Genomic DNA, 15,240 nt, shown 5'->3' with positions numbered 1-15,240 from the left:
TTTAACCTAAATAATCTTTAATTTTCCCCACTTCTCCTTTAAAAACCACATATAAGCAAAATCAAGCAAAGGCGTTCTTATCATATTTTTACATTTTTTTTCAAAATCCTGCACCTTAACATAAACAGCTTCAATCTCTTCATCATCAACTCCACCTCCAGAAGAAATTTTATCTTTTTCATCAACTTCTGCGAAATAAAAGCTTTGCTTGCTTACACCTGAACCAAACCCTGTATAAAAATCTCCTATTTTTTCTAAATTTTTAGGAGCATATCCTAGTTCTTCTATACATTCTTCTTTTGCTATTTCCTCTAAAGATAATTTTTTATCCACAAGCCCAGAACAAAGCTCTATAGTATAGCCCATATTATCATCTTTTACATAATCTTTATCATGCATTTGATGATACCAAAGTGGTATACGAAATTGGCGTACAAAAATAAAACTTTCTAATTCTTTATGATACAAAAGCACTGAAACACTATCTTTAGATTCTATAAAATCCCAAGTGCAAAACTTACCATTACTTTCATAAGCAAATCTCTTAGGCTTAATATAATTTGATTTTTCAAAAGAAAGTTCTTTTAAATTTTTAAACGCCATAATAAAACCTTTTATTTATTTTTCACATTGTACTTTATTTTTGCTTTTTTGAAAATATAAAGGTAATTAAAGCCTTAAAAAATTAAAAATCATATTTATAACTCAACCAAAAACTCCTTCCTTCTGTATAGTCTTGATAACGATTTGCATATCCAGCAGGATTAGCTCCGTTCCACTTAGTAACTTGCGGATCAAAGAAATTTTTATCAAAAAGATTTTGTACTGCAAAACTTAAGCTAGATTGCTTATTGATTTTATAATTTATCCCTAAATCTACTATATAAAAAGGCTTATATTTTTGCCATGGCAAACTACCATTACCGCCACCTTTTGCTTTAGCTATAGTATCGAGTCTTGCTCGTGTTTTTATATAGGAACTAAATTTACCTCGCTCATAGTTTAATTTTAACATTGCTATATGCCTTGGTAAATTTTCTATTCTATCACCACCAAACCAATTTTTTTGACCATCTTTGTAGCGATTATCCATAAAAGTATAACTTGAATTTAGGCTAAAACCATTGTAAGTTTTAGTATTAAATGCAAATTCTATACCTTTAGTCTGTGTTTTTCCAAGATTAATAGGACGCGTACAAACAGTGGCATTGCTACAATTAATACCATTTTGCGTACCTGTTAAATCTTCACTACTGATTTGATTTGTAAAATCAGTAATAAATCCTGTAATAGAATAATGTGCAAAATCAAATACCCTAAAATCAACGCCCAATTCATAATTTATACTTTCTTCTGGTTTTAAGTCAGGGTTTCCAAAATAAGCATTGTCATTGCTATAATTATAATATCCATTTGTCAACTCCTTAGCAGCAGGAGTTTTATAGCCTTTTGAAACACCTCCTTTAAAGGCTATATTATCATTTAAGTGATAAACCAAATAAACCCTAGGAGTAAATTCAGAATCAAACAAATCGCTATAAATATAACGCAAACCTGTAGTAAAAATCAAATCATCTGTTATAAAATACTCATTTTCCCCATAAAGCGCAACCGTGGTTTGATCAAGATTTTTACCTCTTATTTGACTACCTGCGCTTGCTTGATCGTTTTTTAACATCTCATAATCAATCCTTGCACCAAAGGTATTTACTAAATTACCGTACTGACCTAAATTCCAAGGTAAAACAACCTTACCTTCTCCTACCCAAATTTGGCTATGTAGCTCCTTATCCTTAGTGCTACCATATTGTAAATATGAGTTAGTTGAACCAAAATCATAGTTACCATCATGATTTAAAACAATATTATCCTTAAAAAGTTGTCTTTCACTTTTAATAGCCCTACTACTTGTAGAATTCACTGAAATTTCATTAATATATCGTTCTATATCAAAATATATATTATTTTTATCATCTACTGTCCAATTAAGCCTAGAACCAAAACCTAAACTAGTAAAAGCACCTGGACTATGGCTAGCAATTTGATAATTATCAGGTCTTTGTTGACTACTATTCCAAACCGGTGTAGGCCATTTTAAATCAGAAGCTGCCTTATCATAATACTTCAACCTTGCAGAAATTGATAATGTATCTTCAATCAAAGGAGTTGCCACATAAGCGTTAAATCCCCCAGCATTGCCATAGTGATTAGAGTGCTGTTGCAAAAGAGTGTTAAATTCTATATTCGCCTCAGTCCTATCAGGATTTTTCTTAGTGATAATATTTATCACACCGCCTACAGCATCACTGCCATAAAGTGTAGAAGCTGGACCACGTATAACCTCAATACGCTCTATCATAGACAAAGGTGGTAGATATCCTGACTCACTGCCACTAAAACCATTATCATAAAACCCATTTGCAACACTTTGACGTTTTCCATCAATTAAAACTAGAGTATAAGAACTACCAAAACCTCGTATGCTAAAATCATAAGTGCCTGTTTTATTCATAGTCACATCTACACCTGGAATATCTCCTATAGCCTCCCCTATATCCTTAATTGGCTTTTTTTCAAGCTCTTCTTTTGTAATGATAGAAATACTAGCAGGCGCATCAACCAAATCTTGTTCAAAACCACTAGCACTAACCACAACATCATTAAGTTGATATTTTTCTTCTGCTTTTAACAAAGCTCCAGATAAAATTAAAAAACACAGTAAACTTTTTTTAAATTTCATATTTTTAATTTGAGTCAAATTAATTCCTTTAAAAATAATTATTTTGATATTTAAAATCATTTTTGAAGTATAAAAAAAGAATACTTTTAATTAACTTAATTTTGATAACAATTATAAATAATAAAATTATTTAAAAAAGCGAAGTAAAAGCCTAAGCCTCTTGATAGGCTCCAAGCTTTAAAATTTTCTGCATACGATTTGCAGAAAGTTCTCGTACGTCAATATTTTCAAGTTCATTTAGAGATTTTTTTACATAATCAGCAATAGCTACTGCTGCAGCTTCTTTATTGCGATGTGCACCATTTGTAGGCTCATCTATAACATCATCAATTAAACCTTGAGATTTTAAATCATCAGCCGTTACCTTCATAGCCTTGGTTGCAGCTTCACTTTTTGCAGGATCATTCCAAAGTATTGCAGCACAACCTTCAGGAGAAATTACTGAAAAAACAGAATTTTTCATCATTGCAAGTCTATCTGCAACCCCTATAGCTAACGCCCCGCCACTACCGCCTTCTCCGATAACTATAGCAATGGTCGGTATTTTCAAATCACTTAATTCATATAAATTTCTAGCGATAGCTTCACTTTGCCCTCTTTCTTCAGCACCTATTCCAGGATAAGCACCTGGAGTATCTATCAAAAATAAAATAGGAATTTGAAATTTCTCTGCAAGTCTTGCTACTCTTAAGGCTTTACGATATCCTTCAGGATGTGGCATCCCAAAATTTCTAGCGATTTTATCTTTTGTTCCACGTCCTTTTTGCTCACCAATTACAATTATTTTTTTCTCTCCTAAATAACCCATAAAACAAACAATAGCAGGATCATCTCTAAAGGCACGATCACCATGTATTTCGTGAGCGTCATTTAAAATAAGTTCAATATAGTCAAGAGCATAAGGGCGATCTGGATGACGCGCTAATTGCAAACGTTGAAAATCGCTTAAATTCTTATAAGTTTTAGAAATTTCTTTTTCAAGATTTTTCTTTAAAATCGATACAGCTTCAGTATCTCCTTTAATCTGAGCATTGATAATGTCCTCATCAATTTGCTGAATATTTTTTTCAAAATCTAAATAAGAAGCCATATTAATCTACTTTTTTAAATACAACACAGCCATTTGTGCCACCAAAACCAAAAGAATTACTCATCACCACTTTTAAATCTACTTTTCTTGATATATTTGGAACATAATCAAGATCACATTCATCATCTTTTACAAGCTGATTGATTGTAGGTGGAACTACCCCATCTCTTAAAGCCATAACACTAACAACTGCTTCAATTGCACCTGCAGCACCCAAGCAATGACCTGTTTGTCCTTTGGTGGAACTTATAAGCGGGATATTATTGCCAAAAAGCTCTTTAATTGCTGCTGTTTCATTTTTGTCATTTACAGGGGTTGAAGTTCCATGTGCATTGATATAATCTACCTTTGGATTCCCTGCCATATTTAAAGCTTTTTTCATAGCTCTTAAAGGCCCATCTAAAGTTGGTGAAGTAATATGATGCGCATCTGCACTTTCTCCAAATCCAATTAATTCAGCATAAATTGTAGCACCGCGTTTTTTAGCCTCTTCATATTCCTCAAAAACTAAAGCTCCAGCACCTTCTCCCATGACAAAACCATCTCTTTCTTTGTCAAATGGTCTTGAAGCATGCTGTGGATCTTCATTTCTAGTTGATAAAGCTTTCATTGAAGCAAAACCACCTATACCCACAGGACAAATCGCAGCTTCTGCACCTATGACTAACATCTTTTTAGCATTTCCCAAAGCTATACTTTTATAAGCTTCTCCTATAGCATGAGTTCCTGCTGCACAAGCTGTAACACAAGAAATATTTGGCCCTTTAAGTCCATGCTCTATAGAAATCAAACCTCCTAACATATTTACAAGTGCTGAAGGTATGAAAAAAGGGGAAATTTTACGCGGACCTCGCTCGGAACAAATAATGGAATTTTTTTCTATGTTAGGCAAACCTCCAATACCAGCAGCCGAAACAATGCCAAATTCTTCTTTGTCTAATTCTTCACTAAATCCAGCATCCTGCATTGCTTCTCTTGCTGCTTTAATTCCAAGTTGTATGAAACGGTCAATTTTTTTTACTTCTTTGCCATCAACAACCTCTAATGGATCAAAATTTTTAACTTCAGCTGCAATTTGAACAGGAAAGTCCGTGGCATCAAAAAGAGTAATTTTATTTACTCCGCTTTCTCCATTGCAAATTGCTTTAAATGAACTTTCTTTATCTAAACCAAGGGCATTGATCATACCAATACCTGTAACTACAACTCTTTTCAAGAATAAGCTCCTTGCAAGAAAAAAATTATTTTTTTAAATTGTCAATATAATTTACAACATCTTCAATTTTAATTAATTTTTCAGCATCACTATCTGGAATTTCTACTTCAAATTTTTCTTCTAAAGCCATAATAAGCTCTACAACATCTAAAGAATCAGCACCTAAATCTTCAATAATTTTTGATTCCATTTTAACTGCATCTGCATCAATACTTAATTGCTCTACTACTACTGCTTTTACATCATCAAATGTTGCCATTTGTTCTCCTTCAAAAAATTAAAATAAAGCGTATTTTACTATAAAAAGCTTAAAATATTTATAGTTTTTCATTATACTTGAAAATAAAATATTAAAACATAAAGGAAAAATGATGCTTTTCTCTAATTTAATCAAAGAAAATCAAAAAATTTGGAATGCTTATCTACATCATGATTTTGTTAAAAAATTGGAAGATAAAAGCCTAAAGCAAGAAAATTTTCTTTTTTATCTCAAGCAAGATTATATTTATTTGCTTAATTACGCAAAATGTTATGCAAGATTAGCACTTAACTCAAATACCGCAAAAGAACTTCGTTTTGCTATGAAATTTCAAAATTATATAGTTGAAGGAGAAATGGAGCTTCATCGTGCAATTTTATCTCTTGGCATTAATGCAGATGAACTCGATGCAAAAGATGAAAGTTTAGTCAATATAGCCTATTCGCGTTATATGTTAAGCATAGGTGAAAATGGAGATTTTTTAGATATGTTAGTTGCTCTTAGTGCTTGCGCTATAGGCTATGCAAAAATAGGTGCTGAAATTATAAATCGTTTAAAAAATGAAAATTTAAAAGATCATCCTTACAAGGAATGGATTTTGACCTATGGAAGTGAAAATTTTCAAAATGAAGCTAAAGAATTTGAAGATTTTGTTAATTCTTATACTTCAAGTGTTAGTGCACAAAAATTCCAAAAACTCAGCGAAATTTTTCATACTGTAACACGCTTGGAAGTGGCTTTTTGGGAGCATTCTTTAAGAATGGAATTAAATCTTTAAACATGGGCTTTTTGCCCATGTTTTTATGCAATTTTACTTGCATCAATAATATTATAATCTAAACCAACCGTTTCTTTAGAAAGTCCTAATGCAAGTCCTACTAATTGTGATAAATGAATAATAGGCAATCTTGCTTTAGAATTAGTATAATCTTGAAATCTTTCTTGATAGATATCAAGCTGTATTTGACAAAGTGGACAAGGTGTTACAACACAATCAGCTTGATTTTCACTTACATTATTGACAATTTGACTAGACATTTTTTTCACAGATTTTTCTGCAGGATAAGAAGCGTGAAAACCACAACAATCAAGGCGTTTTTCAAAAGGAACTATTTTAGCCCCTAAAACTTCTACTACACTTTCAAAACTTTTTGGATTGGTTGAACTTTCTTTTTTACCGAAAGCATCTTCAGGTCTTAAACTATGGCAACCATAAAATAAAGCTACTTTTAAATTTGAAAGCGGCTTTTTCACCTTGCTTTTTAAATTATCCAAATCCTCATAAAGCTCCCACAAAAGACTTGTAATAGGCGTTGAACCTTGATATTTCATTCCACCTTGTGCTAAAAAAGTATTAATGCGTTCTTTTGCACCCTTATCAAGAGTATTTTTTGCTTTAGTTAAAGTTAGCATACAAGTACTACAAGTTGTAAACATTGGCATTTTCATCTCTTCCGCTAAAGCAATATTTCTTGCATTAGCTACCAAAGTCGCAATAGGATCAACACACTGCGCTTGAGAAGCTCCACAACAACTCCACCCCTTAATTTCATTCAACTTCCAACCCAAAATAGGTGCAATAGCTTCAAGTGAAATTTTAGATTCTTTTGCAGCTTGAGATAAAACACAACCTGGAAAAAAGCGTATTCTTTTTGCATATTTTACTCCTTAACAGCAGCTTCTTGTGCCGCCTTTATCATTTTAACCAAATCTTTATGCCCTTCTATTTCATCCTCGCCAAAAACATGCATAGGATTCATTTTTCCTGCGCGCATAAGTTTAAAAGCTATATCTGTTTTGCCCATAGAACCTATAACACCCTCAGAACGTAAAGCAAGATAAATTTCATTCAAGCGTCCTGAACCTTCAACTAAATCTTTATAAAAAGCTTCAGCATGATCAGGCCCTAAGCCTTCATTTAAACCTTTTTTAATCGCCATCACTCTTAAATTTGCTATATCACTTACTGAACTTATACCCTTTGGACAACGATCAGCGCACTCTTGACAATGAACACAAAGCCAAAGTCCATTCATTACACTAGGTTTTACATGCAACATAGGATCCTTACCTCGAGAGTCTGCCGCTGCACGCCAAGCATGAGTAAAAACAAAAGGTTGCATATAATCGCTACTATCTGCTTCTAATTTATTACACTCTGAAGCACAGCTACCACATAAAATACAATCCCATTGCTTACTAATACGATCAAATTCTTCTTGACTTTGTTTACAGCCCTTTTCTGCTGAAAATTCATTTTTTGCCACCATGGCAGGACGAATTTTTCTTAAATTTTCTATAGAAGGCTCCCAATCCACAATTAAATCAGAAATTACTCTAAAATTTCCAAGCGGAGAAATGCGTATACTTGAAGGATTATCATATTCTTTTAACAAATCTTGCATTTTAGTATCACAAGCAAGATAAGAATGCCCATTCACACGCACTGCACAAGCCCCACAAATTGCAGATTGACAAGAGGCAGTAAAATTTAAAGTAATATCTTTCGTTTTTTTGATAAAAAGCAAAAGAGAGAGCAGAGTTTTTCTTGTATATCCTTATCATCAATATCATAACTTTGTTCATATTTTTCCTTGCCATTAAAACGATCTATGATGATTTTCATTGCACTCTCCTTCCATCAAGAGAAAACTCAGTTGCCACGACATCTTTATAACTAAGTTTTAATTCATCATTTTCTAAATTTACAATGCTATGTTTTAAGAAATTTTTATCATCTCACTTTGGATAATCTTCTCTAGCATGAGCACCACGACTTTCAAGTCTATTTCTAGCTGCTAAACAAGCACAGCGAGAAAGTAAAATCAAATTGCCAAGCTCTACATAATCTGTAAAAGCAGTATTCATCACTTCATTAGGATTTGGAATACGAATTTTTTCATATCTTGCTTGTATATCTTCTTAAATTTTTTGCTAGAAGATCGAGTTTTTCTTGAGTTCTAAAAATCCCCATATTATCCCGATTTTGACTTCCTAGCTCTTCTCGCAATTGATACATTTCTTGACCATTTCCACCATTATTTGTAATTTCTTTAAATTTAGCCTGCCATTTTTGAGCAAGTTCATGAGTTTTTACCCCTTTTTCAAAACTTGCATCTTTGGCATAATTTGTCGCAATGCCTACTAAATACCCCCGTTACAACTGCATCGGCTAAAGAATTTCCCCTAGTCTATTAGCTCCATATATAAAAATACAAGAAGCTTCTCCACCTACATAAATTCCAGCAATTTTAGTGCTCATATCTTCAAATTTAGCCACTTCAATTCCACCCATAGAATAATGCGCGTTAGACGGATAAGCACAAGAGTATCCACTAAATCAATATTTTCAAAAAGCATTGCAGTGTGACGAATTTTTGGCAAATCTTTTAAAATTTTTTCTTTTCCTAAAGTGGTATACATCGCACAAAACATAAGCTCCAAGTCCCTCGACATAACCTCTACCTTCGCGATTTCTGTTTCTATAACACGCGCAACCACATCTCGCACTAGCTCCATTTTTTCATGGTAATTTTTCATAAAACGCTCACCACGATTATTTAAAAGATACCCCTCTTCACCGCGCACCGCTTCTATAATAAGAGTTCCACCATTTGCAACTCCTGTTGGATAAAATTGTATCATCTCAAGATCTTCAAAACCAAGTCCTGCCCTAAGAGTAGCTGCCACACCATCTCCTGTGGCAATAAAAGGAGTTGAAGTTCTATTATAAAATATCCTTGTGTATCCCCCTGTAGCAATCACCAAAGCTTTGCATAATACAAGATAAATTCCACCGCTTTGTGTATCTCTTAAAACAACACCCTCAAATTTTCCATCTACAACACCTATATCCAAAAGTTCATGATCCATTAAAAATTTCACACCGCTACTAATAGCATCATCTAAACAAGAATGCATTAAAATATGACCTGTTTTATCTGCAGAATAGTTACAGCGTTTCTTAGAAGCTCCTCCCATTAAACGCTGAGCTACTCCACCTTGTTCATTTCTTGAAAACAAGATTCCTATAAAATTCATATTAAAATAGCCTTTCCAGCTAATTCACAAAATTTTAAAGCCGCGTCTTGATCTACCAAGTAAGCTCCGCCTTTGATAGTATCATAAGCATGTAATTTATAGGAATTTCCATTAGAAAAATCAGTAACTCCATTAATTCCACCCTCTGCCATACAAGTTGCGTTACGCGATGGCATCATCTTTGTAGCTACTACAACGCTTAATTTTGGATTTTCTTTTCTCACTGCGACTGCAACACGCAAACCTGCTCCACCTGATCCAATTACCAAAACATCACAAGAAGGTAAATTTGTATCTTTATCCATCTTAGATGAATCATCTAAGGCATAAAAACTCCACTTGAACTTGCAGCTAAAGCTCCTACGCTAATACAGGTTGTTTTTATAAAATCTCTTCTAGAAAATTCATCCATATTATTCTCCTTATTTAAAAAATTAATAATAATTTTTAATGTAAATCAATCTTACACAACCGCATGCCAAAAATCCAAAAACAAGCTCTCCTTTCAATATAAAATGGATTAAAAATAAATTTATAATTTAGTAAATATAAAAAAGTATAAAATAAGTAATCAAAAAGAAAATAGATGAATATAATAAAATAAATATTAAAAAATTTTTGCAATATATCATAATCTATTCCTTGCAAATTAAACAGAATGATTACACCTTAAAAAATAACAAAAAGTTAATATTAATTAATATAATATTTATATTAATTAATATATAGTTAATAAAATTATCGAATCATTAAGCCTTAAAAAGCTTAAATTCTCCATTCATAAATTGCATTCTAGCGCTTAAATGATCAAGATAAAAAACTTCAAATTTTGGATTTTGCGGAGTTTCATAAAGATTTACAAGATAAGGATATTTTTCAAACATCATTTTTTTAACTTCTAAATTTGGTTCAAAAACCGCATTAGCTCTAAGTCTTAAAAAAGTCCCATCTTTTGCACAAGAACAAAATTCAATACCATTATAATTTTTTATATGCTTAAAAAGTCCTTTTGTATTTGCTGTGCAAAAATAAATTTTATCTCCCACAAGCAATGGACTTTGTATAGGACGCACTCTAGGATTTCCACAAGTTCCTAAAGTGGCTAAAAATGCCGGTGCATTATCATCTAAAAATTGCACTATTTCTTTTAAATCCATCATTTTTTCTTACATATATAAACCGCCATTGATCTTAAGCACATCACCTGTCACATAAGAAGCATAATCACTAAGCAAAAACGCTACACAATTAGCCACTTCTTCAGGCTCTGCAAAGCGTTTTAAAGGGATATTATCTTGATAAGCTTGTTTGATTTCATCGCTTAAAACTTCAGTCATATCGCTTTTTATGAAACCTGGAGTTACGCAGTTAAAACGCAAATTTCTACTTGCCCCTTCTTTGGCAAAAGATTTAGTCATAGCTATCATTCCACCTTTACTAGCAGAATAATTCACCTGTCCAGCATTGCCCATTTCTCCGACAATAGAAGCGATATTTACAACGGCACCAAAACGCTTTTTACTCATGGTTTTTAAAGCTTCTCTACAACCTAAAAAAGCTGAACTTAAATTCGTATCTACAACGCCACTAAAGTCTTCTAATTTCATTCTTAAAGCAAGTTTATCATTTGTAACGCCTGCGTTATTTACAAGATAACTTAGTTCTCCATCGCTCTCCACTATAGTTTTTACACCATTTTCAAACTCATCTTCTTTACTTGCATCAAATTTAATCACAGCAGCATTGCCACCACTTGCAATAATTTCATCTTTTAAAGCATCTGCAAGCTCAGGTTTTGAACGATAATTGATCCAAACTTTGAGCCCAAAACCTGCCAAAGTTTTTGCAATAGAAGCACCTATTCCTTTGCTTGCTCCGGTAATTAAAACATTTTTTCCGCTAAATTTCATTATCTATCCTTAATAAGTTTAATTTTAAAAATTACAATCTTAACAAATTTCTTACAAAAAAAGGCAAACAAACTAAAACAAAGCCTCATTCATTTCTTTTGGAATTTCTAAATCTAAAATTTTAAGCACGCTTGCAGCTATATTGCTAAGCCCCATATTGTCTTTAATCTTTGAAATTCCCTTTGCTTGCACAAAAACAAAGACATCAAAAGTAGTGTGATTAGTAAGCAAATTTCCTTTTTCATCTTGCATAGCTTCGCAATTTCCATGATCACTTGTAATGATAAAAGCATAATCATGCTTTTTTGCACATTCTACAACTTCACCCAAACAAGTATCCACCGCTTCAACGGCTTTTATAGTAGCATTAAAATCACCCGTATGTCCTACCATATCTCCATTTGCAAAATTTACTACTATAAAATCCTCACCCTTTTCTATGCCTTTTTTTACCGCATCACACACTTCAAAAGCACTCATCTGAGGTTTTTCATCATAGGTTTTTACCTTAGGACTTGGGATTAAAACCCTTGTTTCATTTTCCAAAAGTTCTTCTTTTCCACCATTAAAAAAGAAAGTTACATGGGCATATTTTTCGGTTTCTGCGGTATGAAGCTGACTAAGCCCTGCTTTAGAAATCACTTGGGCTAAGGTATTTTCAATTTTTTCTTTTTCAAAAAGCGCAGGGAGCTTAAATTTATCATCATAAACACTCATAGTAAGTAAATTTTCAAAGACTTTTTCGCGTTCAAACTCTTTAAAATCTTTAGAATTTAACGCTTCAACGAGTTGCTTCATTCTATCATTTCTAAAATTGATAAAGATAATGCCATCTTCTTCTCTCATGCCCTTGTAATTCTCATTTTGAGCTGCTTTGATAAATTCATCAGTAATATTTTCATCGTAAGATTTTTGCATGTATTCTAACAAATTTGGCACTTTATAAGTCTTACCTAACAAGCACTCATAATACTCTTTCACCCTATCCCAACGCTTATCTCTATCCATAGCATAAAAACGCCCACAAAGCGTAGTAAAATGCACGCCTAAGTTTTCGCAAAATCCTTTTAAATCTTTTATGAAATTTAAGCCACTTTTTGGACTCACATCACGCCCATCAGTGATTGCATGAGCAAAAACTTCATTGCCATTTTTGGCACAAATTTCAAGCATAGCTTTAAAATGTGTATCCATAGAATGCACCCCGCCATCACTATAAAGCCCTATAATATGCACTCTTTTACATTTTGCTAAAAGTTTTTGCAAATTTTCATTTTTTTCAAGCTCTTTGTTTTCAATTGACTTATTAATACGCACTAAATTTTGATAAATAATACGCCCGCTGCCTATACACATATGCCCTACTTCACTATTTCCCATCTGCCCTTCTGGCAAACCTACGGCCAAGCCACTCGTTTTTAGTAAAGAATTTGGCACTTCTTTAAAAAGCTTTTCATAGTTTGGTTTTTTGGCCGCTTCAAAAGCATTAAATTTACTACTTTTGTTATATCCTATACCATCTGTTATAATTAAAACGCATTTTTGCTTCATTTTTCTCTCTTTTATAAGAATTTTTTTGGTTAGATTTTACTAAAATTAAACTTTTAAAAACCAAAAAGAAGGCTAGGTTTTGTATTATCTTTCAGATTTAAGTCATTATGCTTTTTTTACTTATATTAGCGTGCGTGCAGGATTTGCATTTTTTATCGCTTTATGTTTGTCTTTATTTTTAATGCCTAAATTTATTACTTGGGCAAAGGCTAAAAATGCTAGTCAACCTATTTACGAATACGCCCCAGAAACTCATAAAACCAAATGTCATACTCCAACCATGGGTGGGCTTATTTTCATCAGTTCTGCAGTAATCGCAAGTTTATTTTGTATCAAATTTGATAATATTTTTGCTATAAGTGCTTTACTTTGTTTAATACTTTTTTGTTTGATAGGACTCATAGATGATTTAGGCAAAGTTCTAAAAAAAGATAATCATTCAGGACTTAGTCCAAGAATGAAGCTTTTAGCACAAATCATCGCTGGACTTATCTGCATCTTACCTTTATATTTTAGTTCAGAGCTTAGCACTCAACTTTTTATACCTTTTTACAAACACCCTCTTTTTGATATGGAAATTTTTGCCATTGCTTTTTGGATTTTGGTTTTAATTTCTAGCTCTAATGCTGTAAATTTAACCGATGGACTTGATGGCTTAGCTACAGTTCCAAGTATTTTTTCTTTATCTACTTTAGGGATATTCTTATATTTGAGTGGAAATTTAAATTATAGTGAATATTTACTTTTGCCAAAAATTCAAGGACTTGGTGAAGTAGTGATTATTTGTGCAGCACTAATCGGTGCTTTAATGGGATTTTTATGGTACAACTGTTATCCTGCACAAGTTTTTATGGGAGATAGTGGAAGTTTAGCTTTAGGTGGCTTTATAGGATTTTTAGCCGTTATTAGCAAAAATGAAATTTTACTTTTACTCATAGGTTTTGTTTTTGTTCTTGAAACTGTTTCTGTAATTTTACAAGTTGGAAGTTTTAAAATTTTTAATAAAAGAGTATTTAAAATGGCACCTATTCATCATCATTTTGAAAAAGTTGGCTGGGTAGAAAATAAAATTATAGTGCGTTTTTGGATGATAGCCTTACTTTCAAATTTACTTGCACTTGCATCAATAAAGCTAAGATAATGAAAATTTCACTTTTTGGATACGGAAAAACCACACGCGCTATTGCTGAAAATTTGGTAGATAAATTTGGGTCTTTTGATATCTATGATGATCATTTTACAGAAACAAAAAAAGATACACTAGGAAATTTACTTTTAAATCCTAATGATTTTGATGATAATTTAAGCGATATTGAAATTCCTAGTCCAGGTTTTCCACCAAAGCACAAACTCATTCAAAAAGCAAAAAATTTACAAAGCGAATATGACTTTTTTTATGATATCATGCCAAAATCCGTTTGGATAAGCGGAACCAATGGCAAAACCACCACCACACAAATGGCTACACATTTATTATCACACATTGGTGCTGTTATGGGTGGAAATGTTGGAACTCCTTTAGCAGAGCTTAATCCTTATGCAAAACTTTGGATACTTGAAACTTCATCTTTTACCCTACACTACACTCATAAAGCTAAACCTGAAATTTATGCACTTTTACCTATAAGTCCTGATCATCTTTCTTGGCATGGAAGTTTTGATAATTATGTTCAAGATAAGCTAAGCGTTTTAAAAAGAATGAATGAATGTGATGTAGTAATACTGCCTAAAATTTATGCAAATACTCCAACAAAAGCTCATAAAATAAGCTATGAAGATGAAAAAGATCTAGCTGTTAAATTTGGCATTGATACGGAAAAAATTTCCTTTAAAAGTCCTTTTTTACTCGATGCTATCATGGCTTTAGCTATAGAAAAAATTCTACTTGATACTTTAAGCTATGAGCTTTTACATAGCTTTGTAATGGAAAAAAATAAACTCGAAGAGCTTAAAGACAGTCAAAATAGGCTTTGGGTAAATGACACTAAAGCTACAAATGAAAGTGCTGTAATGGCTGCACTTAGTCGCTATAAAGATAAAAAAATCCATCTTATCATAGGGGGAGATGATAAGGGTGTAGATCTTAGCAATTTATTTGATTTTATGAAAAATTTTAACATAGAACTCTATGCTATAGGTATTAGTACCGAAAAAATGCTTGATTATGCAAAAAAAGCGAATTTGAAAGCCTATAAATGTGAAGTTTTATCTAAGGCTGTAAATGAAATTTCAAATCACTTAAGAGTCAATGAAGTGGCTCTTTTAAGTCCTGCTTGTGCAAGTTTAGATCAGTTCAACTCTTACGCAGAGCGTGGAAAAGTCTTTAAAGAATGTGTGAATAAAATTTAATTTATTTTACAATCCATACAAATATATTAAACTTTCCAAACCCCTAAAAACACCCTATTCTCTCTAAAAACCCTAACCAGTAAC

The 15,240-nt window shown here is 32.5% G+C and carries 16 protein-coding genes and 1 pseudogene; 3 read left to right on the top strand and 14 right to left on the bottom strand.

Features of this window, described 5'->3' with window-relative positions:
- Nucleotides 1–6: 6 nt before the first annotated feature.
- The 5 genes from ELQ04_RS08010 to acpP form a co-directional block, all read right to left on the bottom strand.
- Nucleotides 7–603 (bottom strand): NUDIX domain-containing protein, encoded by a 597-nt coding sequence (locus tag ELQ04_RS08010; RefSeq protein ID WP_002920998.1) that lies wholly within the window; start codon nucleotides 601–603, stop codon nucleotides 7–9.
- Nucleotides 604–685: 82 nt separating this feature from the next.
- Complete coding sequence (locus ELQ04_RS08005) at nucleotides 686–2,740, bottom strand: TonB-dependent receptor (protein ID WP_032595180.1); 2,055 nt, start codon at nucleotides 2,738–2,740, stop codon at nucleotides 686–688.
- Between the two features lie 151 nt (nucleotides 2,741–2,891).
- The gene (locus ELQ04_RS08000) at nucleotides 2,892–3,830 is read right to left on the bottom strand and encodes an acetyl-CoA carboxylase carboxyltransferase subunit alpha (protein WP_002854780.1); all 939 of its coding nucleotides are present in this window, start codon (nucleotides 3,828–3,830) and stop codon (nucleotides 2,892–2,894) included.
- 1 nt (nucleotide 3,831) lies between these two features.
- Complete coding sequence (locus ELQ04_RS07995) at nucleotides 3,832–5,046, bottom strand: beta-ketoacyl-ACP synthase II (protein ID WP_002882383.1); 1,215 nt, start codon at nucleotides 5,044–5,046, stop codon at nucleotides 3,832–3,834.
- A gap of 25 nt (nucleotides 5,047–5,071) precedes the next feature.
- Nucleotides 5,072–5,305, bottom strand: a complete 234-nt coding sequence (gene acpP / locus ELQ04_RS07990) for an acyl carrier protein (protein ID WP_002854831.1) — start codon at nucleotides 5,303–5,305, stop codon at nucleotides 5,072–5,074.
- A 109-nt stretch (nucleotides 5,306–5,414) separates the two neighbouring features.
- Between acpP and tenA the strand changes: the two genes are divergently transcribed.
- On the top strand, nucleotides 5,415–6,083 hold the full coding sequence (gene tenA / locus ELQ04_RS07985; RefSeq protein WP_079264676.1) for a thiaminase II: 669 nt from the start codon (nucleotides 5,415–5,417) through the stop codon (nucleotides 6,081–6,083).
- Between the two features lie 23 nt (nucleotides 6,084–6,106).
- On the opposite strand, the gene sdhE is transcribed toward tenA, so the two are convergent.
- The 9 genes and pseudogenes from sdhE to gpmI all read right to left on the bottom strand — a co-directional run bounded on the left by sdhE (nucleotide 6,107) and on the right by gpmI (nucleotide 12,807).
- The gene (sdhE, locus tag ELQ04_RS07980) at nucleotides 6,107–6,952 is read right to left on the bottom strand and encodes an 8-methylmenaquinol:fumarate reductase membrane anchor subunit (RefSeq protein WP_134224508.1); all 846 of its coding nucleotides are present in this window, start codon (nucleotides 6,950–6,952) and stop codon (nucleotides 6,107–6,109) included.
- Between the two features lie 14 nt (nucleotides 6,953–6,966).
- Nucleotides 6,967–7,931: pseudogene (sdhB, locus tag ELQ04_RS07975) on the bottom strand (8-methylmenaquinol:fumarate reductase iron-sulfur subunit).
- A 113-nt stretch (nucleotides 7,932–8,044) separates the two neighbouring features.
- The gene (locus ELQ04_RS08920) at nucleotides 8,045–8,173 is read right to left on the bottom strand and encodes a hypothetical protein (RefSeq protein WP_243833008.1); all 129 of its coding nucleotides are present in this window, start codon (nucleotides 8,171–8,173) and stop codon (nucleotides 8,045–8,047) included.
- A 390-nt stretch (nucleotides 8,174–8,563) separates the two neighbouring features.
- Nucleotides 8,564–9,346: an FAD-binding protein gene (locus ELQ04_RS08915; protein WP_250482468.1), complete on the bottom strand. Its 783-nt coding sequence runs from the start codon at nucleotides 9,344–9,346 to the stop codon at nucleotides 8,564–8,566.
- Nucleotides 9,343–9,651, bottom strand: a complete 309-nt coding sequence (locus ELQ04_RS08960) for an FAD-binding protein (RefSeq protein ID WP_250482470.1) — start codon at nucleotides 9,649–9,651, stop codon at nucleotides 9,343–9,345. Before ELQ04_RS08960 ends, ELQ04_RS08915 begins: the two co-directional genes overlap by 4 nt.
- Nucleotides 9,652–9,665: 14 nt before the next feature.
- Nucleotides 9,666–9,758: a twin-arginine translocation signal domain-containing protein gene (locus ELQ04_RS07965; RefSeq protein WP_002938041.1), complete on the bottom strand. Its 93-nt coding sequence runs from the start codon at nucleotides 9,756–9,758 to the stop codon at nucleotides 9,666–9,668.
- 337 nt (nucleotides 9,759–10,095) lie between these two features.
- Nucleotides 10,096–10,506: a pyridoxamine 5'-phosphate oxidase family protein gene (locus ELQ04_RS07960; RefSeq protein WP_079264677.1), complete on the bottom strand. Its 411-nt coding sequence runs from the start codon at nucleotides 10,504–10,506 to the stop codon at nucleotides 10,096–10,098.
- 6 nt (nucleotides 10,507–10,512) lie between these two features.
- Complete coding sequence (gene fabG / locus ELQ04_RS07955; RefSeq protein ID WP_002938048.1) at nucleotides 10,513–11,256, bottom strand: 3-oxoacyl-ACP reductase FabG; 744 nt, start codon at nucleotides 11,254–11,256, stop codon at nucleotides 10,513–10,515.
- A 72-nt stretch (nucleotides 11,257–11,328) separates the two neighbouring features.
- Nucleotides 11,329–12,807 carry a 2,3-bisphosphoglycerate-independent phosphoglycerate mutase gene (gene gpmI, locus ELQ04_RS07950; protein WP_002938051.1) on the bottom strand — a complete coding sequence of 493 codons (1,479 nt, stop codon included), beginning with the start codon at nucleotides 12,805–12,807 and terminating at the stop codon, nucleotides 11,329–11,331.
- A gap of 79 nt (nucleotides 12,808–12,886) precedes the next feature.
- Here gpmI and mraY point away from each other — a divergent pair, with 79 nt between their 5' ends.
- Together mraY and murD are read left to right on the top strand one after the other, a co-directional pair.
- Nucleotides 12,887–13,948, top strand: a complete 1,062-nt coding sequence (gene mraY, locus ELQ04_RS07945) for a phospho-N-acetylmuramoyl-pentapeptide-transferase (protein WP_002938056.1) — start codon at nucleotides 12,887–12,889, stop codon at nucleotides 13,946–13,948.
- Nucleotides 13,948–15,156 (top strand): UDP-N-acetylmuramoyl-L-alanine--D-glutamate ligase, encoded by a 1,209-nt coding sequence (gene murD / locus ELQ04_RS07940; protein WP_134224505.1) that lies wholly within the window; start codon nucleotides 13,948–13,950, stop codon nucleotides 15,154–15,156. The genes mraY and murD overlap by 1 nt, the downstream gene beginning before the upstream one ends.
- The last annotated feature ends 84 nt before the right edge of the window (nucleotides 15,157–15,240 follow it).

The organism is Campylobacter sp. CH278 (assembly GCF_004378845.1).
Classification (GTDB): domain Bacteria; phylum Campylobacterota; class Campylobacteria; order Campylobacterales; family Campylobacteraceae; genus Campylobacter_D; species Campylobacter_D jejuni.
Note: the sequence above shows the minus strand (reverse complement) of the source record. Positions and strands in the feature narration are given on the sequence as shown.

Coding starts and splice junctions, on each gene's coding strand:
- ELQ04_RS08010 (WP_002920998.1), bottom strand. CDS start 603: ATGGCGTTTAAAAATTTAAAAGAACTTTCTTTTGAAAAATCAAATTAT.
- ELQ04_RS08005 (WP_032595180.1), bottom strand. CDS start 2,740: ATGAAATTTAAAAAAAGTTTACTGTGTTTTTTAATTTTATCTGGAGCT.
- ELQ04_RS08000 (WP_002854780.1), bottom strand. CDS start 3,830: ATGGCTTCTTATTTAGATTTTGAAAAAAATATTCAGCAAATTGATGAG.
- acpP (WP_002854831.1), bottom strand. CDS start 5,305: ATGGCAACATTTGATGATGTAAAAGCAGTAGTAGTAGAGCAATTAAGT.
- tenA (WP_079264676.1), top strand. CDS start 5,415: ATGATGCTTTTCTCTAATTTAATCAAAGAAAATCAAAAAATTTGGAAT.
- ELQ04_RS08920 (WP_243833008.1), bottom strand. CDS start 8,173: ATGAATACTGCTTTTACAGATTATGTAGAGCTTGGCAATTTGATTTTA.
- ELQ04_RS08915 (WP_250482468.1), bottom strand. CDS start 9,346: ATGAATTTTATAGGAATCTTGTTTTCAAGAAATGAACAAGGTGGAGTA.
- ELQ04_RS08960 (WP_250482470.1), bottom strand. CDS start 9,651: ATGGATAAAGATACAAATTTACCTTCTTGTGATGTTTTGGTAATTGGA.
- ELQ04_RS07965 (WP_002938041.1), bottom strand. CDS start 9,758: ATGGATGAATTTTCTAGAAGAGATTTTATAAAAACAACCTGTATTAGC.
- ELQ04_RS07960 (WP_079264677.1), bottom strand. CDS start 10,506: ATGATGGATTTAAAAGAAATAGTGCAATTTTTAGATGATAATGCACCG.
- fabG (WP_002938048.1), bottom strand. CDS start 11,256: ATGAAATTTAGCGGAAAAAATGTTTTAATTACCGGAGCAAGCAAAGGA.
- gpmI (WP_002938051.1), bottom strand. CDS start 12,807: ATGAAGCAAAAATGCGTTTTAATTATAACAGATGGTATAGGATATAAC.
- murD (WP_134224505.1), top strand. CDS start 13,948: ATGAAAATTTCACTTTTTGGATACGGAAAAACCACACGCGCTATTGCT.